Origin of the sequence: Streptomyces sp. HUAS YS2, assembly GCF_033343995.1 — a bacterium.
GTDB lineage: Bacteria > Actinomycetota > Actinomycetes > Streptomycetales > Streptomycetaceae > Streptomyces > Streptomyces solicathayae.
Genome location: NZ_CP137573.1, coordinates 440,634 through 458,413 on the forward strand (window position 1 = coordinate 440,634; position 17,780 = coordinate 458,413).

The 17,780-nt window shown below is 72.4% G+C and carries 14 protein-coding genes; 5 read left to right on the forward strand and 9 right to left on the reverse strand.

Annotated elements, in window-relative coordinates; all coding sequences use genetic code 11:
• Positions 1-84: 84 nt before the first annotated feature.
• The 5 genes from R2D22_RS02135 to R2D22_RS02155 are packed head-to-tail and all read right to left on the reverse strand — an operon-like array spanning position 85 to position 5,475.
• Entirely contained in the window at positions 85-702 is a 618-nt protein-coding gene (locus tag R2D22_RS02135; protein WP_318100649.1) for a GTP-binding protein, read from the reverse strand.
• Positions 683-1,123 carry a DUF742 domain-containing protein gene (locus tag R2D22_RS02140; RefSeq protein ID WP_318100651.1) on the reverse strand — a complete coding sequence of 147 codons (441 nt, stop codon included), beginning with the start codon at positions 1,121-1,123 and terminating at the stop codon, positions 683-685. Before R2D22_RS02140 ends, R2D22_RS02135 begins: the two co-directional genes overlap by 20 nt.
• Before the next feature lie 31 nt (positions 1,124-1,154).
• Positions 1,155-1,589: a roadblock/LC7 domain-containing protein gene (locus R2D22_RS02145; RefSeq protein ID WP_318100655.1), complete on the reverse strand. Its 435-nt coding sequence runs from the start codon at positions 1,587-1,589 to the stop codon at positions 1,155-1,157.
• Positions 1,586-4,594, reverse strand: a complete 3,009-nt coding sequence (locus tag R2D22_RS02150) for a sensor histidine kinase (RefSeq protein ID WP_411976961.1) — start codon at positions 4,592-4,594, stop codon at positions 1,586-1,588. Before R2D22_RS02150 ends, R2D22_RS02145 begins: the two co-directional genes overlap by 4 nt.
• A gap of 53 nt (positions 4,595-4,647) precedes the next feature.
• Positions 4,648-5,475 (reverse strand): MHYT domain-containing protein, encoded by an 828-nt coding sequence (locus R2D22_RS02155; protein WP_318100657.1) that lies wholly within the window; start codon positions 5,473-5,475, stop codon positions 4,648-4,650.
• 194 nt (positions 5,476-5,669) lie between these two features.
• Between R2D22_RS02155 and R2D22_RS02160 the strand changes: the two genes are divergently transcribed.
• Complete coding sequence (locus R2D22_RS02160; protein WP_318100658.1) at positions 5,670-6,269, forward strand: class I SAM-dependent methyltransferase; 600 nt, start codon at positions 5,670-5,672, stop codon at positions 6,267-6,269.
• A 108-nt stretch (positions 6,270-6,377) separates the two neighbouring features.
• Positions 6,378-7,595: an RNA-guided endonuclease InsQ/TnpB family protein gene (locus R2D22_RS02165; RefSeq protein WP_318109548.1), complete on the forward strand. Its 1,218-nt coding sequence runs from the start codon at positions 6,378-6,380 to the stop codon at positions 7,593-7,595.
• A 15-nt stretch (positions 7,596-7,610) separates the two neighbouring features.
• On the opposite strand, the gene R2D22_RS02170 is transcribed toward R2D22_RS02165, so the two are convergent.
• The gene (locus R2D22_RS02170) at positions 7,611-12,554 is read right to left on the reverse strand and encodes a helix-hairpin-helix domain-containing protein (RefSeq protein WP_318100660.1); all 4,944 of its coding nucleotides are present in this window, start codon (positions 12,552-12,554) and stop codon (positions 7,611-7,613) included.
• A 218-nt stretch (positions 12,555-12,772) separates the two neighbouring features.
• Here R2D22_RS02170 and R2D22_RS02175 point away from each other — a divergent pair, with 218 nt between their 5' ends.
• From R2D22_RS02175 to R2D22_RS02185, 3 genes are all read left to right on the forward strand, one after another.
• On the forward strand, positions 12,773-13,024 hold the full coding sequence (locus R2D22_RS02175) for a hypothetical protein (protein WP_318109550.1): 252 nt from the start codon (positions 12,773-12,775) through the stop codon (positions 13,022-13,024).
• 73 nt (positions 13,025-13,097) lie between these two features.
• Complete coding sequence (locus R2D22_RS02180; RefSeq protein ID WP_318100661.1) at positions 13,098-14,117, forward strand: hypothetical protein; 1,020 nt, start codon at positions 13,098-13,100, stop codon at positions 14,115-14,117.
• Positions 14,118-14,241: 124 nt separating this feature from the next.
• Complete coding sequence (locus R2D22_RS02185; protein WP_318100663.1) at positions 14,242-15,636, forward strand: tannase/feruloyl esterase family alpha/beta hydrolase; 1,395 nt, start codon at positions 14,242-14,244, stop codon at positions 15,634-15,636.
• Positions 15,637-15,645: 9 nt separating this feature from the next.
• Here the strand turns inward: R2D22_RS02185 and R2D22_RS02190 are convergent, their stop codons facing one another.
• From R2D22_RS02190 to R2D22_RS02200, 3 genes are all read right to left on the reverse strand, one after another.
• Positions 15,646-16,188 (reverse strand): MOSC domain-containing protein, encoded by a 543-nt coding sequence (locus R2D22_RS02190; RefSeq protein ID WP_318100666.1) that lies wholly within the window; start codon positions 16,186-16,188, stop codon positions 15,646-15,648.
• Between the two features lie 82 nt (positions 16,189-16,270).
• Entirely contained in the window at positions 16,271-16,453 is a 183-nt protein-coding gene (locus tag R2D22_RS02195) for a hypothetical protein (protein ID WP_318100669.1), read from the reverse strand.
• Between the two features lie 93 nt (positions 16,454-16,546).
• Positions 16,547-17,623 (reverse strand): acyl-CoA desaturase, encoded by a 1,077-nt coding sequence (locus R2D22_RS02200; protein WP_318100671.1) that lies wholly within the window; start codon positions 17,621-17,623, stop codon positions 16,547-16,549.
• Between the last annotated feature and the right edge of the window lie 157 nt (positions 17,624-17,780).

A 17,780-nucleotide genomic window follows, 5' to 3' on the forward strand; every position in this document is an offset into this window, starting at 1 on the left:
ACGGGCGCCGCGTGTCCCGCGTAAGCCTTACTCACTGTCGTGAACAGGGCAAGCGCCACCGGAAGTTCCCGTCCGACAGAGCGGCTAGCCGACCGAATCCAGCAATCGCGCGGTGTGCATACGGCCCGCGTACTCGACCAGGCGGATCAGGACCTCCTTGCCCGAGTCGCGGTCCCGCGCGTCGCACAGCACGACCGGTGTGCCGCGGTCCAGGTCGAGCGCCTGGGAGACCTCGTGCGCGCCGTAGTTCCGGGCGCCCGCGAAGCAGTTGACCGCCACGACGAACGGGATGCGGCGGTGCTCGAAGTAGTCCACCGCCGGGAAGCAGTCCTCGAGCCGCCGCGTGTCGGCGAGCACCACCGCACCCAGGGCGCCCTGCGACAACTCGTCCCACAGGAACCAGAACCGGTCCTGGCCAGGCGTGCCGAACAGATACAGCGACAGGCCCGAGCGGATCGTGATGCGGCCGAAGTCCATCGCCACCGTCGTCGTGGTCTTCTGGGCGACCCCACCCGTGTCGTCGACGGACTGCCCCGCCTGGCTGAGCTGTTCCTCCGTGCGGAGCGGGCGTATCTCGCTCACCGCGCCCACGAGGGTGGTCTTGCCGACGCCGAACCCGCCGGCGACGAGGATCTTCAGGGCGAGGGCGGTGGTGTCCGCCGCTTCGCCTCCACCGATGCTGTCAGAGCGCTCGGAGGCCATCGATCACTTCTTTCAGGATCCGCTCATCGGGGAGCTGTGCGGGCGGTACGGGGCGGCTGACCTTCACGTAGCCGGATTCGAGCAGGTCGCCGAGGAGCACCCGCACCACGCCGACCGGCAGGTCGGCGTCGGCGGCGAGTTCGGCCACGGACTGGGTCTCGGCCCGGCACAGGGCGAGCAACGCCCGGTGTTCGGGGCCGAGCAGGGATTCCTCGGCCGCGCCGGGCGGGTCGTCGTCGACCACGACGAGGGCGATGAGGTCGAACCGTACGTTGCTCGGTCCGGGTTTGGTCCGGCCCCCGGTCATCGCGTACGGCCGGACCAGCGGACCCGCGTCGGCGTCGTACCACTGGCTGCCCGGCACAGCGCCGTGCACGCCGCTGCCGCCGCTCGCGCTGGCGTCGGTGCTGTCGTCGTTCATGGGTGTCTCCGGAGCTGTCCGGGGCCGCCGGTCAACCGGCGACCGGCGGGGTCGCGGTCACGCGCGGCGGCGTGTACAGGTGCTCGCCGACACGCTTCACGAGCCGGGCCATCTCGTACGCGATGAGGCCGATGTCCGCCGAGACCGAGCTGAGGACGGCGAGACACGAACCGTCGCCCGCCGCCGCGACGAACAGGAAGCCGTCGTCCATCTCGACCATGGTCTGGCGCACGCCCCCGGTGCGGAACTGGCGGCCCGCCCCTTTGGCGAGGCTGTGGAAGCCGGAGGCGATGGCCGCCAGGTGTTCGGCGTCCTCGCGGCTCAGCCCGCTGGACGCGCCGACGGCGAGTCCGTCGTTCGACAGCACCACGGTGTGCCGGACCTCGCGGACCCTCAGGACGAGGTCGTCCAGCAGCCAGTCGAGCTCGCCGGAGCGGTGCGGGGCAACCCTCTCGTGGTCGATCATGCGTCGTCTCCTTCACTGCCGTCGGTGCCGAATCCGGTTCTGGGGTGGCGGGTTCCGGGCGGGCCGGACGGTCGTCCCGGTGCACCTGCACCGGGCGCCGCGCCGCCGCCACGGGTCCAGCCGTCGCGGTACGCGGTCATCCGGTCCCTGGCCTGCTCCGGGGTGCGTTCGCCGCGGCTGTCGGCGCCCGCCGCCCGGCCATGGGACGGGTCTGCCCGGGGGGCCTCACGCAACTGCGGGACCAGGCTGGCTTGGCGTACGCGCCGGGGCAGGCTGCCGGCCGCGTCGTCCGGACCGGCCGCTCCCTCCCGGCCGCCGGGGCCGTCGACGGCTGCCTCAGCCCGTCGGGGGTCCGCAGGCTCCGGCCCGCCCGAACGGCCGCGCAGCGGCAGTGCGGTGACGGGGGCGGGTGGCTGCTCGTCGGCGCCCTGACGGCCGGCGTCCGGTCGCCCGGCGCCGCCCCCTCCGCCCCGCAGCGCGCGGCGGGCAGGCGGAACGAGGGGAGCGGACGGTCCCTGGGGCGGGATGCTCGGCCGACCCGCACGGTCCGCCCTGTCCACCCGGTCCGCCCGGTCCGCCCTGTCGACGTGGCCGATCCGGCCAGCCGCCTGATCGGTCCGATCCAGTCGGTCCATACGGTCCATACGCGCGGACTGGTCCATCGGCTCCGGAGGGTCCCTCGGATCGGTCCGACCCATCCGATCCGTCCGGTCTGTCCGATCCAGCCGATCCAGTCGGTCCATCCGATCCAGCCGGTCCATCCGGATCCGGTCGGCCTCGTCGACCCGGCCCCGTCCCCGGTCCGCCGCTTCCGCCGCGCCGACCGCCCCCTCCCGCCCCGGGGGGAGCGCCCCTTGGAGCACGGCCGTGGGCAGCAGCACGACCGCCGTCGTACCGCCATAGGGCGAGGTGCGCAGCTGGACCTTGATGTCGTGCCGCGAGGAGAGCCGGCTGACCACGAAGAGCCCCAGCCGGTCGCTGTCGAAGAGGTCCAGAGCCTCGGACTGCCGGATCCGGCTGTTCGCCTCGGCGAGGGTGTCCGGGCCCATGCCGAGCCCCCGGTCCTCGATCTCGAGGGCGTAGCCGTTGCCGACCGGTTCGCCGCTGATCCGGACCTTGGTGTGGGGCGGCGAGAACTGTGCCGCGTTCTCGACGAGTTCGGCCAGCAGGTGGGTGAGGTCGGCGACGGCCGCGCCGACGACGGCCGTCTCGGGGAGCCGCCGGACCTCGACGCGGGCGTAGTCCTCGATCTCGGAGACCGCGGCGCGTACGACGTTGGTGAGCGGCACCGGCATGCGCCACGCCCGACCGGGCGCCGCGCCCGACAGGATGATCAGGCTCTCGGCGTGCCGCCGCATCCGGGTGGTGAGGTGGTCGAGCCGGAACAGGTCGCCGAGCTCGTTGGGATCGTCGGCCCGGCGCTCCATGCTGTCGAGCAGGTTGAGCTGGCGGTGCACGAGGACCTGGCTGCGACGGGCGAGGTTGACGAAGACGCCGGAGATGCCGCTGGCGAGTTCGGCACGTTCGACGGCGGCGCTGAGCGCGGCCCGGTGCACGGTGCCGAGGGCCTCGCCGACCTGGCCGATCTCGTCGTGCGCGGCCGGGCCCGGCGGTGCTTCGGCGGGTACGTCGATCTCCTCGCCGGCGCGCAGCCGCCGCATGGCGTGCGGGAGTTTGCGGCGGGCGATCTCCAGAGCGGTGTTGCGCAGGCTGATCAGCTCGACGACGAGCCCGCGGCCGATCCGTACCGAGATGACGAGGGACGCGACGACCGCGGCCAGGCCGAGAAGGACCGCGGCGCCACCGGCGGTGAAGACACCGCCCGCGAAGGGGTCGGCGCGGTCCGCGGCGGCCCGACGCGCGTCCCTCTCGACGGCGGCGAGCCCGTCGCGTACGGAGGAGTGGGCGGCGTCCCAGGTCGAAGCGGGGACCGCCTGGGCGGCCCGCCGTCCGGCGGGCGCGGCAACGACCCGGTTCTCGGCCGCGGTGAGCTGCCGGTAGCCGTCCTGTGCGGCGAGTGTGCGCCAGGCCGTGCGGGCGGGGCCGCTCAGGTCGGTGGTCGCGGTCGCGGTGAGCGTGCGACGGGTCTCGACCGCCCCGGTGAACAGGCGGAGCCGTTCCGCGCTGAGGGTTCCGACCAGCTGGCCGGAGCCGAGCAGGGCGTCCTCGCGGGACAACATCTCGCCGGCCCGGGCGAATTCGAGCAGGACGCGCGCGTCCGAGCCGGGCCGGGCGTCCTGGAGGCCGGTGAGCGCGCCGCCGACCTCGAAGGCGGTGGCGATGGCGTCGGTGTACGCGGAGTACAGCTGTCCGCCGTCCGCCTTCCCGTCGGCGGCCCGGGTGCGGAGCGAGCGCAGGGCCTCGGCCTGCTTCACGAACCGGCCGACCCGCTCACCGACTTCGTGGGGCAGGTCCCCGGTGTCGCCGACGGTGTGGTCGCCGCCGAGGCGGAGCCGGGCCACCGCCGCGTCGGTGCGGCGGCCTTGTGCCTTGAGTTCGGCAGCGCGGCCGCTGCCGGGCGAGGCGGCCTGGCGTACGGCGGCGCGCCGCTCGGCCTGGAGGGAGGCGACGGCGAGTGCGACGGGTTCGCGGATCTCGGCGTCGACGCGCTGGAGCTGCCGGAGCCGGGAGATGTCCTGTGCGGTGGTGACGGTGGCGAATCCCCAGAGCGCGAGCAGCGACACGACGGGCACCATGAGCAGCGAGACGATCTTCGCCCGGACGGTCCTGGGGCGCAGTCCGGGCCGCCGCGGTCCGGTACGGGGCGGCGGGGCGCCGTCCCCGGCGGCCGGGCCGCCCGCTGCGGCGCGCGGGTCCCCGGAGGAGGCGTCACCGGGCGGCGGCTGGGCGGCGAACGGCCCGGTGCCCGGCGGCTCGTCGGCCGGTGGGCCCGCGTGCGCCCGCCGGCCGCGCGCCGCGGCCGCGGGCGGTGTCGCCGTCGCGTCGGCGGGCCCGTCGGCGGGCCGATCGGGGTGCGCGTCGGGGGTGTTGCGGGGAGTTCGCATGGCCTTCTCGTTCCGGGTGCGTGCGGGTGTGGTGCCGTGCGGAGTGGGCCGCGTCAGGCGCGACCGTTGCCGACCGTCTCCCGGAAGCCGGGCGGGGCAACGTCGACGGCCCGCTCGTCCGGTTCCGTCAGTCGCTCGGCGGAGGCGTACGCGGCGCGTTCCCGCGCGGTCGGCGAGAGGGCGACGAAGGCGGAGGTGATGAACAGGTAGGACCCGAGGCCGACGGCGAGGGGGAAGATGAACTGCATCGCCGTGGCCCCGGGCAGGGCCGTGGACGCGGGTACGACGTGGACCTCGACGGCGAACATGCCGGTGTAGTGCATGCTGCTGACGGCGGCGCCCATGACGAGCGAGGCGACCGCGACGGCGATCGGGGCGTGGATGTTGAGGGCCGCCCAGAGGGCCGCGGTCGCGGCGACGACCGCGATGGCGACCGAGAGGGCCACGAGCATCGGGTCGTACCGCACCTGCCCGTGCAGGCGCAGCGCGGCCATGCCCATGTAATGCATGCTCGCGACGCCGACGCCGGTGGTGAGTCCGCCGATGAGCAGGGAGCGGATCCGGTCGCGGCCGTGGCCGACGGCGAAGACGCCGGCGCCGACGACGACCATGGCCACGATCAGGCTGAGGATGGTCAGTGGCACGTCGTAGCGGATGTCGGTGCCGGTGACGCCGAAGCCGAGCATCGCGACGAAGTGCATCGTCCAGATGCCGGTGCCGATGGCGGACGCGGCGGTGAGCAGCCAGTTGCGCCGCGAGCGGCCACTCGCCTCCAGCGCTCTCACGGTGCAGCGCAGGCCGAGGGCGGCGCCGATGCAGGCCATCGCGTACGACAGCACGGGGGTCAGCCAACCGAAGGTGGCGTGGTCCAGGTGTCCCATGACTCGGGGACGCTAGCCGGGGCAGGGGCGCACGCTGGGGGCGCAGTTCGAAAGCTGATGGAATATGACAAAGAGATGTTCTGGAACGATCGCACCGAGTTCGAACGAGTGCACCGAACTTTCACCGTAAGGAAGGGCGAAACCACCGGATCGAGGGACGGAACGACCGCCGGGACATGCGGGATCATGGACACATGAGCGACGACCCGAAAGACGTCCAGGAGTTCTTCGGCGCACGCGCCGCCGACTGGGACGCCCGGTTCCCCGACGACGGCCCCGCGTACGCCGCCGCCGTCGCGGAACTCGGCCTGCGCCCCGGCGACAGCGTCCTCGACGCCGGCTGCGGCACCGGCCGCGCCCTGCCCCCGCTGCGCGACGCCGTAGGCCCGAACGGCACGGTGATCGGCGCCGACCTGACCCCGGCGATGCTGGCGGCCGCCGTCGACGCGGGGCGGGCCGACAGCGCGAGACTCGTACTGACCGACGTGACCCGGCTCCCGGTGCGCACCGGCGCGCTCGACGCGGTGTTCGGGGCGGGCCTGATCTCCCACCTCCCGGACCCGGCACCGAACCTGCGCGAACTCGCCCGCACGGTCCGGCCCGGCGGGCAGTTGGCCCTCTTCCACCCCGTCGGACGCGCCGCGCTCGCCGCCCGGCACGGCCGGCAGATCGCCGACGACGACCTGCGGGCAGAGCCCAACCTCCGGCCGCTGCTGGCCGACGCGGGCTGGCGAATGGTCCGGTACGTGGACGAGGACGACCGCTACCTGGTGCTCGCGCTGCGCGAGGACTGAGCACCGAGCGGGACGGCTACCAGGTCTAATCGGTACCGAAGGGGCAGTGCCTGCCTGCACGAATGTTCTGCATGCCGGCTATGACCCAACTGTCGTACGGTGATCGGCGTGCAGCTCCGGTACTCCTTCCGCCTCTACCCGAACGGGACTCAGCGTTCAGCGCTGGCCCGTGCGTTCGGGTGCGCGCGGGTGGTCTACAACGATGCCCTTCGGGCCCGTGAGACCGCCCGTGCAGGCGGTGAGGTATTCCCGACAATCGGTGACCTGTCGAAGTTGCTGATCACCGAGGCGAAGAAGACCGAGGAACGGGCCTGGCTGGGCGAGGTTTCGGCCGTGGTGCTGCAACAGTCCCTCCGAGACCTCGATACGGCGTACCGGAACTTCTTCAGTGGGTTGAAGGGCAAGCGCCCGCGCATGGGCTCGCCTCGGTTCAAGAGCCTGAGGGACAACCGGCAGGCCGTGCGGTTCACCGCCAATGCCCGGTGGAAGATCACGACCGGCAAAGACCTGTGGTTGCCGAAGATCGGCAACGTGCGAGTGAAGTGGTCCCGTGCTCTGCCCTCGACCCCGTCGACGGTAACCGTGGTCAAGGACTCGGCCGGTCGGTACTTCGCGTCGTTCGTGGTCGAGACCGATCTCGAGACGCTGCCCGAGACGGATGCCGTGGTCGGTGTCGACCTCGGCCTGTCGCACTTCGCGACCCTCTCCGACGGTACGAAGATCGACAGCCCCCGCTTCCTGCGGCGGGCGGAAAAGAAGCTCAAGAAGGCACAGCGGAACCTGAGCCGCAAGGCGAAGGGCAGCAACAACCGGACAAAGGCCCGCATCAAGGTCGCTCGCGCCCACGGCGCGGTGGCCGACGCACGGCGCGAGTTCCACCACCAGCTCTCAACGAAGGTCATCCGTGAGAACCAAGCGGTTGCCGTTGAGGACCTGGCGGTCAAGGGGCTCGCTCGTACCCGCATGGCCAAGTCGGTGCACGACGCCGGATGGTCGGCGTTCGTCGCGATGCTGGAGTACAAGGCCGCGAAGTACGGGCGCACCTTCCACCGCATCGGACGCTTCGAACCCACCTCACAGGTGTGTTCGGTCTGCGGCGCCAAGGACGGCCCCAAGCCTCTGAACGTCCGGGAATGGACGTGCGGGGCGTGCGGGACCGTCCTGGACCGGGACATCAACGCGGCGGTCAACGTCGCCAAGGCCGCCGGACTGGCGGTATCAGCCTGCGGAGCGCGGGTAAGACCGGGACTCGTCCCGGCACAGCGCGAAGAAACAGGAACCCACCGAGACGGTCAGACGACCGTGGTAGGAATCCCCGCCCCTTAGGGCGGAGAGCGGAAGTCAAGGCATCCGGAGCGTGACGCCCGTGATGCCGATCAGCCGGAGCACGTCCTCCTCCGCGGCCTTCACCCTGCTGTAGTAGTCGGCCGGCTTGGCGTCGGTGTAGTACAGCATCAGGTCGATCTCGCCGGTCGCCGGGTGGGCCGTGGCGCTCGGCGAATAGTCCTGGAAGTTCCAGAACTTGAAGGGGTTGGCGTTCACCGAGCCCTTGTGGCCCCAGGAGAGCCCCTTCCCGCCCCACGCGTCCAGCACGCTGTGCCCGAACTCGTGCGCCGCGGTCTTCTCGAACTCCTGGTCCGCCTTGGCGTTCATCCCACCGTAGAAGCCCATGTTGTAGAAGATCGAGGCGTCGATGATCCCCGAGTTGTGGCTGCGCCGGAAGGACGTGCCGGACTCGACATAGAGGTCCATGGGCTCGGCGGCGTACCCCCGCTGATGGGCGGTCGTCGTCACCGTGTAGGTGTCGCCGCCGATGACGACGCTGCGCGACCAGTACTTCCCGATGCCGCTCAGGACGAGCGGCTGCATGTGGTCGAATCCTGCCTGCGCCAGGGGTCCGTCCTCGTTCTGGCAGTCGACGTACATGTCGACCGTGACCGTCTTCGCGACGGGATCGACCTTCGACCGACACCAGGGGCGTACGGGCCGGTTGTCCAGCGCCACGAGCTTGTCGACCGTGGTATCGCCCTGGTACGAGAAGGTGAGCATCAGGTACAGCTGGTGGCGCAGGCCGTCCCCGTCGAACATGCCCGCGGTGTTCCGTCCGTTCCAGTGCCAGACATGGCGTCCGGTGGACAGGAACGACTGCGGCAGCACTTCCTCGTGCAGCGTGGTGAGCGTGTCGTTGACCGTCAGCGTCACCTTGTCGGCGGCGATCGCACTCAAGTCCTTGATGGTGAAGACGAACTCGGCGGGCGGCCCCATGGCCGACGGGTCCAGGGTGTGCGCGCCGCCGGTGATCTCGATCTCGACCGGCGCCTGCGGGACGCCCGCCGCCGGCGGCGGAACGCCCGCGTCCTGGGGCGGACTCGAACCGGGCATGACGGGCCGGGCGTCGACGTCGATCTTCTCGCCGGTGGGCCGGGTGACCGTGACGGCGGCGTTGTTCTCGCCCGCGGCGTCGGTGAGCTCCTTGACCTCCCGGTTGGTCGTCGAGGACTCCGGGTTGGTGGCACCCGCTCCGACCATGCCGCGGATGGCGGTGCCGGCGAGCTCGGCGGCCTGCTTGTCGCCAATGAGCTTGTCGGCCTTCGCCGCCTTGATGGTCTTGAGCGCCTTGTCGATGTCCTTGCTCATCTTCGCCTGGAGCGCGAGGTCGGCCGCCTTGGTTCCGAAGGTCGTGGCGGTGTTGAAGGCCTGTTCCAGAGCGGCCGCCGCGTTCTTCTGCGTGCCCTCCAGACCGGCCATGTCGCGGAACGCCCCGGACTGGCCCAGCAGGGTGAGCGCGGCGCCGACGCCGGTCGGATCCGGTGCGGCCGGGGCGTTCTGCATCGCGATGATCGGCTGTGGGAACTCGGTCGGGGTGACGTCGCCGGGGGCAGTCCGCCGGGTGTCGGTCGAGGTGGGCAGGATCTGCGGCGGCCCGTCCGGGACCGGCACCTCGTGCCAGCGCCAGAACCGGTTCTCCTCCTGCTCCTCGCAGGAGTTGCAGGCGCCCATGACGGCCTCCGCGTACACGCCGGAGGTGGGGACGGCGATCCGGGCCGGTTCGATCGGGGTGTTCGGCTGGTAGTGCTCCAGCAGGTCGACCGGCTTGCGGACGTCCTGCTGGAACGTCGGGTCCAGGTGGAAGCCGCGGGCCACCGGCAGGACGAGGCTGTTGCCGACGATGCCGATCAGCTCGTTCTCGACGACGCTGGCCACCGAACGGCCGCCGCTGTTCGGCGCCACGAAGCCGTCGAGGAGCATGAAGCGGCGGGCGTCGCTCATCAGCGACCACAGGCGGTGGTGGTACGGCTCGAGGTTCTCGTTGAGGTGGTCGAGCAGGTTGCGGGCGAGCTCCTTGTCCTCCTCGCGGGGGTTGCGCAGCTCCTGCCGGCTCAGGGGGGTCTCGACGCGCACGTCGTCGTAGCCGGTGAGGTCGTTCTGGATGGTCGCGTCGCCGAACAGCCGCTCCGACAGGTGCGCGGTGCGGTAGCGCAGCGCACCGGACTCCACGATCACCCGCGAGCCGGCCGGCAGCAGGTCGATCACGAAGGGCAGGCCGACGAGTTCGAGTCGGGAGGAGATCGTCACGGCCTTGATGTCGGAGCGCCGGACGGCGGGGAGCGAGCCGCCCATCCGCAGGGACACGTACAGGCTCCGGTCGTCGGCGAACCGGGTCACCAGTGTCGGGTCGATGCCGAGGTCGACGGTGGAGTCGTCGCCGCGCACGGCCCGGACCCGCAGGGCCCGCACGACGGACGAGGCGATCCGCGGCCCGAGCTGCTCCAGGAACACCCGGTCCTTGAACTGCTGCCCCTTCAGGTACTGGTCGTAGAAGTCCTTCGGGGTGAAGCCGAACAGCTTCAGGAGCGGGTCCCAGGTAGCCGGGTCGAAGTCGTCGTCCTTGTCGCGCGGCCGGGCGAGCTGGAAGCGGATGTTCAGCTCGCCCTCGACCGCGAGCAGGTTCTCATCGGCGTACCGCTTCTCGGGCAGATCGCTGCCCTCGTAGCCGGCGTCGATCCGGTCCAGGGCGTCGAAGCCGCTCCGCAGCGCGCTCGGCACAGCACCCGCCAGGGTGCTGCGCCAGCGCAGCGCCTTGTCGGCGGTGAACCAGGACATCAAGAGCGGCACCAGGAGGCACTCCTGGACGTCCACGAGGCGTTCCCTGACGAGGAGATGGCGCAGCACCTCGAAGTACTGGATCGTCAGCGCGTGGCAGTGGTTGTAGTTGGCGACCGACTCGGTGGTGGCGACGACCCGCTCGCCCTGGGCGACGGTGTGCACGACCGAGGTGCGCTGGGTGCGGACCGCGGACGCCGCCTGGACGGTCCGGTCCCGGAGCTGGTTGAGCGCGTTCGCGGCGGTCGAACGCGACGACTCCTGCCAGGAGGAGCTGTCCGCGCTGGAGTAGCCGCCGCCGACCCCGAGCAGCCCACCGACCGGCGGGATGATCGCGGCGATGCCGAGTCCGGCGGCGATGCTGCCGGAGGACGAGGAGGAGCCGCCGCGCGTCGACTCGTTCAGAGTGCCGGAGACGATCTCGCTGATGTCCCGGTCGCGGGTCAGGCTCGCCTCCAGGCTCTCCCGGGCCTCGCGGAACTCCTGGCGGGCGGTGGTCTCCCGGCGTTCCCAGTCGACGACGGCGATCTGCTTCTTCTGTCCCGGGGCGAGCGGCAGGCTGTAGAGCAGATTGCCCATCGAGTAGCCGTCGGCGACCCACTCCTGCTTGAAGCGGAGGATGTGCCCGTGGGCGATGGTGGCCGCCTGGAAGACCGTGGGGTCCTTGTCCCAGTCGACGGGCCGGCCGGCGGTCAGCGGTACCCGGCCGGGCGTCTCGGCCACCGCCGCGCCGAGATAGCGCTGCAGATCGCCGTGGCGGGTGAGCGCCGCGGCGGCATGGATCGCCTTCAGCGGCGAAGTGCCGGGGTTGCGGGTCAGCGCCCTGAGTGCCGCGGCGTCGATGAAACCGGTGACCGGGGGGCCGGCGGACTCGACGACCTCGGCCGCGCTGGGCACGCCGACGAGCACCGGCCAGCGGGCGTCGGCGGCGGCCGCCGCGAGCCGCGCGGCGGCGAGGCGCCCGACGTCGCCGCCGGCCGGAGCGGCTTCGGACACGGCCGGGACGGACGGAGCGGCTCCGGCCGCGGCGAGCGGCCGGGTCAGCTCGTGCTTGACGAAGTCCCGGACGAAGGCGTCGAGCCGGTACCCCGGGACCTTGACGGGCTCGTCCAGGACCAGCCCCCGGATCTCCGGCTCGGTCGTGCGGACGAGGTAGCTGAACCCGTACTCCTCCAGGGTCCGGTCGGGCCGGGTGAAGTCGACGCAGCGGCCCATTCCGGCGTCGGCCGAGAAGGTGCCGTCGGCGCGGGCCAGGTCGGCGGCGTCCGGGGAGCGTGGCGCGGTGCCCGGCCGGTGGCAGGCGCAGTCGTCCTCGCTGTCGGGTTCCGGCAGGTCGACGACGAGGACCACGGTCTCCGGGAAGAGTCCCCGGGGCTCCAGATGGACGGGCACCTCGACGGCCTCGTCCTCGATGCCGACCGTGGCGTGGGCGTCGGTGAAGGTGCCCACGGGGTACGGACCGCCGAAGTGCCCCTGGGCGTCCGTGGTGGAGACGGTCAGCGCGCGGAAGTCGGCGGGCGTCGGGTTCGGCGCCGTCGCGCCCCACAGGACGACCTGGAGCCCGGCGGCCTGCCGCCGTCCTGCGGAGTCGATCACCCGGCCCCGGACCCGGGCAGGTCGGCCGGCCGCCGGGTCGTCGTTCGGCTGGGTGGTGCCGGGCACGCGCGCCTGGACCGTGAGGGTGACCGCCGCAGGCAGGGCCGTGCCGGTGAACCCGGCGCCGGTGAGCAGCTCCCCGTCCGGGGCGCTCGCCCGTACGGTCACCTCACCGACCATGGTGGCCCGGGCGGGGACGCTCAGCGTGACCTTCCCGTCGGCGCCGGCCGGGCCGGACGCGGCGAACGGGACGTCGCCGGTCGCCGCGTCGCCGCTGTCGTGCACGCCCGTGACGGAGACCGAGTGGCCGGTGAAGTCACCGCCGCCGGAGCCCTGGACGAGTTGGACGGCCAGGGTCTCGGGGACGGGCGGACGTCCCGGCTGCGCCGAGATGGTGACGAGTCGTCGCAGCCGGCCGAGCAGCCGCTCCGTGATGCCCTCCACGCGCAGCAGACCCTCGACGGAGTCGAACGGACCGTTCGACTCCCGGTACGCGACGATGTTCTCGGCGATCGTGTCGCCGACTCCGGGAAGCGCGGAGAGCTTCGACACGGGCGCGGTATTGATGTCGACGAGCTCGGCCATGACCGCATGAAAACAGACCCCCTCACGCTCCGCGACTCGACGGTGCGGAGCGTGAACGCCGGTGCGGGGCACCGCTGCAGGGCCGTGGCGAGGACCTGTCGGCGGTCTTCTGCCGCGGCGGTCCGCTCTCTACGGTGGTGGGACCGGGTGGCCCTGCCCGGGGAAGGCGGTGGACGATGGCCGGCGTACGGGACCGACTCCGCGAGCTGAGGACGCGCATGCGCGCCCGGGCCCACGAGACCGAGGCAGGGCGGCGACGGAACCTGTTCGAAGCCGCGGCGGCGTACGTGGTCGGCTGCGCGGAGGACGATCAGGAGCGGGTCGACGAGGCGGCGACCTGGGTGGACCCGGGGGCGCTCAGCTTCGGGATCAACGAGCTCGCCGTCCGGGCGGTGATCGCCCTCGCCCGGGAGCGGGACGAGTCCCCGGAGACGGTCGCCCGGGGCCTGCTCGGCCTGCCGCCGGACTGAGGGCCACCCGCGAACCGGAAGCAAGGACTCTCGACGTGCGGGTTACCCACTGGTTAAGGTGCGCCGACAACCGATGGGGACGCTTGACGCTGATGGGGAGGCCGACGTGGCCGGGACGGACGAGACCGCCACCGACGACGCCGACGTGGACGTGGACGCGCCTGCCGTCGTCGCCGACGACGACGACGCGCTGTACGTGCTCACGGCGGTGCTGCTGACTCCGGCGCAGTTCCCGAGCGTGCTCGGCGACGACTACCCGGCCGCCTGCGCCGCGCTCGGCCTGGAGCCGTACGCCGACGGGTACGGGCTCGTGCTCGGCCAGGACGGCGAGGGGGCCCGCTGGACCGTGGTCGTCGACGACGTCTCGCTGGTCGCGGTCGCGATCGCGTCCTGGGACTGCGGGATGGAGTACGACCTCTCCCCCGGCGAACGCACCGTCGTCGCAGCGCTGCCCGGGTGGCCGCTCGCCGTCGCCACGGTCGCGCCCGGCGTCCCCGCGCCGCACGACCCCACCCCGGAGGAGGGCGACCGGGCGCCGCTCACCCCGCCGGACGGCTCGGAGTGGGGGCCTGCGCAGCGCCGCTTCGGTGCCGACGAGGTGGCTCTGCAATGGGCGGCCTGGCGTGCGCAGTTCGACGAGGGGCAGGAGGAGTCCTCGCCGGAGCAGGCTGAGTACTCGGAGGACGCCGAGGCCGGAGGGGCCGGAGAGGCCGGAGAGGCCGGAGAGGCGGAGGAGGCCGGCGCGGCAGCCCCCGACGCCGACGCCGCAGCCCCCGACACCGGCGCCGAGGCGGGGACCTCCGACGCTCCCGACGTCCACGACCCCTACGACGGCGTCCGCCGTGCCCTCCGCGAGCTGCGCGGCTACCTGGAGACCCCGCCGCCGGTCGGCCGCGTCCGGTCGAGCTTCGCTCCGGACGGCGCGCGGATGCTGCGGGCGGACGGTCCCGGCTGGTCCCTGGTCGCACGGACCGACGACATGGCGTTCGTCCTGCTGGACGACGAGCCGCGGGAAGTCCTGCCGGTGGCGCGCGGACCCAAGCTGCCCGGGCTCCTCGAGGCGCTGGACGCGATGGCGGTCCGCCCGTCCTGACCCTCCTGGTCGGGGCCACATGTGCGGGCGGTCCGCGGTGTGGTCCCGGCCCATGGCCGGGCCGTGCGGGTGATCGGAGGATGTGGCGGCGCACCCCGTCCGTACCTCATCCCGGAGGCCGCCCATGCGCCCGTTCCGTGGCGTACCCCTGCTCACCGCGTTCCTGGCGGCGCTGACCGCCGTCGGTCCCGCGAGCCCCGTCGGGGCGGCGGAGGCGGGGCCGCCGAACGCCGCCGCCCACTGCGCCCGGCAGGACCGGGTCCGCGTCCCGGGCGCCGACCGACAGGTCACCGCCTGCCTCCCCGACCTGACGACCGCGGGCCTGGCCGGGACTCCGTACACCGACATGGCCGACCAGGCGGGGCTCTCGGCGAAGGGCACGAAGAACCCCTCGGGCGTCCCCGGCGTCCAGATCGACGGCCACTTCCCCGACGACTCGCGTCTCAACGCCACCCACGGCTGGGCCCACGACGCCCAGTTCGTGATCCGGCTGCCCGACCACTGGAACGGCGGCCTCGTCGTCACCGGCGCTCCCGGCACCCGCCGCCAGTACGCGACCGACACGCTCATCTCCGACGCCGTGCTCGCGCAGGGCTTCGCGTACGCCGCCACCGACAAGGGCAACACCGGTCCGGACTTCTTCACCGACGGCCGCCGCCCCGGCGACGCGGTCGCCGAGTGGAACCGCCGGGTCACCGAGCTGACGGTCGCCGCCAAGCAGGCGGTACGCCTCCGGTACGGCCACGGCCCGCGCCGCACGTACATGACGGGCATCTCCAACGGCGGCTACCTCACCCGCTGGCAGCTGGAGAACCGGCCGGACCTCTACGACGGCGGCGTGGACTGGGAGGGGGTGCTGTGGACCGCCGGGGGCCCCAATCTGCTCACCGGGCTGCCGGTGACCGTCGCCCGCTCCCTCGGCCGGGCCGACGACGCCGCGCTCATCGACGCCGGGTTCGCGCCCGGTTCGCAGTTCCTGTGGCCGTACCACGAGAAGGTCTACTGGGGGCTCACGCAGAAGGTCTTCCGGGCCGAGTTCGACCCGTCGTACGACCCGGGTTGCCCCGGGGCGACGGCCGGTTCGACGGCCGAGCAGATCTTCTCGGCCTGCGCGTCGGACGCCGCGTACGACTACGCGTCACGTCCTGCCTCGGTGCACCGTGCAGTCGAGCGGATCGCACTGACCGGCCGGATCGGGCGCCCGCTGATCACCCTGCACGGCGACCTGGACACGCTGCTGCCGATCGCCACCGACTCCGACGTGTACGCGCGGATGATCGACGAGCGCGGCCGGGGCGGGCTGCACCGGTACTACACGGTGGCGGACGGCACGCACGCCGACGGTCTCTACGACACGTTCCCGGACCGGCTGCGGCCGATCCTGCCCTGCTACCGGTCGGCTTTCGCGGCGCTGCGGGCCTGGGTGGAGCGCGGTGACGCGCCGCCCGCCGACCGTACGGTGGCTCGGCCGGCGGACGGCGACGTGGTCAACGCGTGCGCGCTGGCGCCCACTGGCTGAGGCCCGGGCTCAGACCATCTCCAGCGGGCGGTGCGGCTCCTCCGGCAGCTCGACGCGGATCGGGTCCCCGGGCCGCACCACCCCGCCGGCGAGGACGATGCTCATGATCCCGGCCTTGCGCACGACCTGTCCGTTCTCGTCGCGGCCGAGCACCTGCTTGAGCAGTCCGTGCTGGTAGTTGTCGATCTGGGCGCAGGGGTTGCGCAGGCCGGTGACCTCCACGACGGCCTCGTCGCCGAGGTGCAGCCGGGTGCCGGTCGGCAGGCCGAGCAGGTCGATGCCGCGCGTCGAGATGTTCTCGCCGAGGGCGCCGGGGGCGACGGTGAAGCCGTTTCCGGCGACCTCGTCGAACAGCTCCTCGTGGATCAGGTGCACTTGGCGCAGGTTGGGCACCGTGGGGTCCTTGGCGACCCGGGAGCGGTGCTTGACCGTCACGCCCGCGTGGACGTCGCCCTCCACGCCGAGCCCGGTGAGCAGCGTGATGCTCTCCCGGTTCGGCTTGGTGAACGAATACTCGCCGTTGCTGCTGACCGTGGTGACCGTTCCGCTCATGGTCCGGAGCTCCCCTCTCCTCGCTGGTGATCACCTCTCCTGGCCGGTGATCACCACGAGGGTAACCGGCGCCTCGAACAGATCAGCGACCGATCTCCTTGTGCGAGATCCTCCGCAGCCTGCGGCGCTGGCTCGGGTCGAGCGCGAAGTACGCCACCGTGGGAACACCGACGACGACGAGCAGCGACATCCAGAATCCGATGAAGGGCATCAGGACGAGGCCGATGGCCACTCCCCCGATGACGATTTTGGTCCTTGTCGACATCTCCGAGGCCTCCTTCACGGCCGTCGGCCGCTTCTCCAGGGAAACGCGCGGGCGGACGGCACGGTTCCCCCGCCGTCCGCCCCCGCACGGTCGTCAGGCGCTCCGCAGCGGCTCGCCGACGTCGTGCAGGTGCCCGAGGGCCTGCCGGTACGAGTCGACAAAACCGGTCTCCGTGTACCTGATACCCAGTTCGCGGCAATGTGCGCGCACGGCGGGCTGGGCACGGCGCAGGTGCGGGCGCGGCATGCTCGGGAAGAGGTGGTGCTCGACCTGGTAGTTCAGTCCGCCGAGGAACCAGTCGGTCAGGGCGCCGCCGCGGATGTTGCGTGAGGTCAGGACCTGCCGGCGCAGGTGCCCCCAGGGCTCGCCGTCCGGGTCGGGCACCTCCATGCCCTTGTGGTTGGGCGCGAAGGCGAGGCCGAGGTGGAGGCCGAGCAGCATCTGGTGGATCAGGGCGAAGACCAGGGCCTGCGCGGGGGTGAGGGCAGTGAGCAGGAGGGCGAGGTAGCCGCCGACGTGGGCGAGGAGCAGGGCTCCCTCGGCGAGCCGCTCGCGCCGGTTCCGGTACGGCCCGTCCGCCGCGAACAGCGACTGGAAGCCGTACACCTTGAGCGCGATGCCCTCCAGCGTGGTCAGCGGGAAGAACATCCAGGCCTGGTGCCGCGTGAGCCAGCCGCGCCAGCCGGTGCGCCCCTCGGCCTGGTGCTGGGCGAAGACCAGGATGTCGGGGGCGACGTCGGGGTCCTTCTCGGCGTGGTTGGGGTTGGCGTGGTGGCGGTTGTGCTTGTCGTTCCACCACTCCTGGCTCATGCCGAGCAGCACATTGGCGTACAGGCGCTGGATGAGCCGGTTGCGGCGGCGGTCGGCGCTGATCTGGGAATGGCCGGCGTCGTGGGCGACGAACGCGGCGCGGGCGGACAGCAGGGCGAGCGGGACCGCGAGCGGCAGCGCCCACCAGGACGGGCCGATCAGGAAGAGCCCGGCGACGACGGCAGCCAGGCCGAGCAGGTTGACGGCTATACCTCGGGCATACCAGCCGGGACGCCCCTCCAGCAGGCCCTGCTCCTTGATGGTGCGCAGCAGCGGCGCGAACTCGCTGCCGGCGCCGGACGCCCGCCGGGGCGCGGGCGGCCTGGCGGGCGCCGTGAGCGTTGCGGTGGCCTGGGGCATGGCGGTCTCCGGTGTCCGTGGGAAGGGTGTCTGAGCGTCTGTCGCTGCCGGCCCTTGAAACCTACGGAACGGGGATCGGGTGCGGCCATGACGGCATCCCCCGGATCCTCGGGGGGTCCTCCCAGTGTGCGGGGTAGGGCCTGCCCCACCCTGGTGA

Bases quoted from the DNA above. Each gene is read 5' to 3' on its own strand.
- R2D22_RS02135 (WP_318100649.1), bottom strand. From the start codon at position 702: ATGGCCTCCGAGCGCTCTGACAGCATCGGTGGAGGCGAAGCGGCGGAC.
- R2D22_RS02140 (WP_318100651.1), bottom strand. From the start codon at position 1,123: ATGAACGACGACAGCACCGACGCCAGCGCGAGCGGCGGCAGCGGCGTG.
- R2D22_RS02145 (WP_318100655.1), bottom strand. From the start codon at position 1,589: ATGATCGACCACGAGAGGGTTGCCCCGCACCGCTCCGGCGAGCTCGAC.
- R2D22_RS02150 (WP_411976961.1), bottom strand. From the start codon at position 4,594: ATGCGAACTCCCCGCAACACCCCCGACGCGCACCCCGATCGGCCCGCC.
- R2D22_RS02155 (WP_318100657.1), bottom strand. From the start codon at position 5,475: ATGGGACACCTGGACCACGCCACCTTCGGTTGGCTGACCCCCGTGCTG.
- R2D22_RS02160 (WP_318100658.1), top strand. From the start codon at position 5,670: ATGAGCGACGACCCGAAAGACGTCCAGGAGTTCTTCGGCGCACGCGCC.
- R2D22_RS02170 (WP_318100660.1), bottom strand. From the start codon at position 12,554: ATGGCCGAGCTCGTCGACATCAATACCGCGCCCGTGTCGAAGCTCTCC.
- R2D22_RS02175 (WP_318109550.1), top strand. From the start codon at position 12,773: ATGCGCGCCCGGGCCCACGAGACCGAGGCAGGGCGGCGACGGAACCTG.
- R2D22_RS02180 (WP_318100661.1), top strand. From the start codon at position 13,098: ATGGGGACGCTTGACGCTGATGGGGAGGCCGACGTGGCCGGGACGGAC.
- R2D22_RS02185 (WP_318100663.1), top strand. From the start codon at position 14,242: ATGCGCCCGTTCCGTGGCGTACCCCTGCTCACCGCGTTCCTGGCGGCG.
- R2D22_RS02190 (WP_318100666.1), bottom strand. From the start codon at position 16,188: ATGAGCGGAACGGTCACCACGGTCAGCAGCAACGGCGAGTATTCGTTC.
- R2D22_RS02195 (WP_318100669.1), bottom strand. From the start codon at position 16,453: ATGTCGACAAGGACCAAAATCGTCATCGGGGGAGTGGCCATCGGCCTC.
- R2D22_RS02200 (WP_318100671.1), bottom strand. From the start codon at position 17,623: ATGCCCCAGGCCACCGCAACGCTCACGGCGCCCGCCAGGCCGCCCGCG.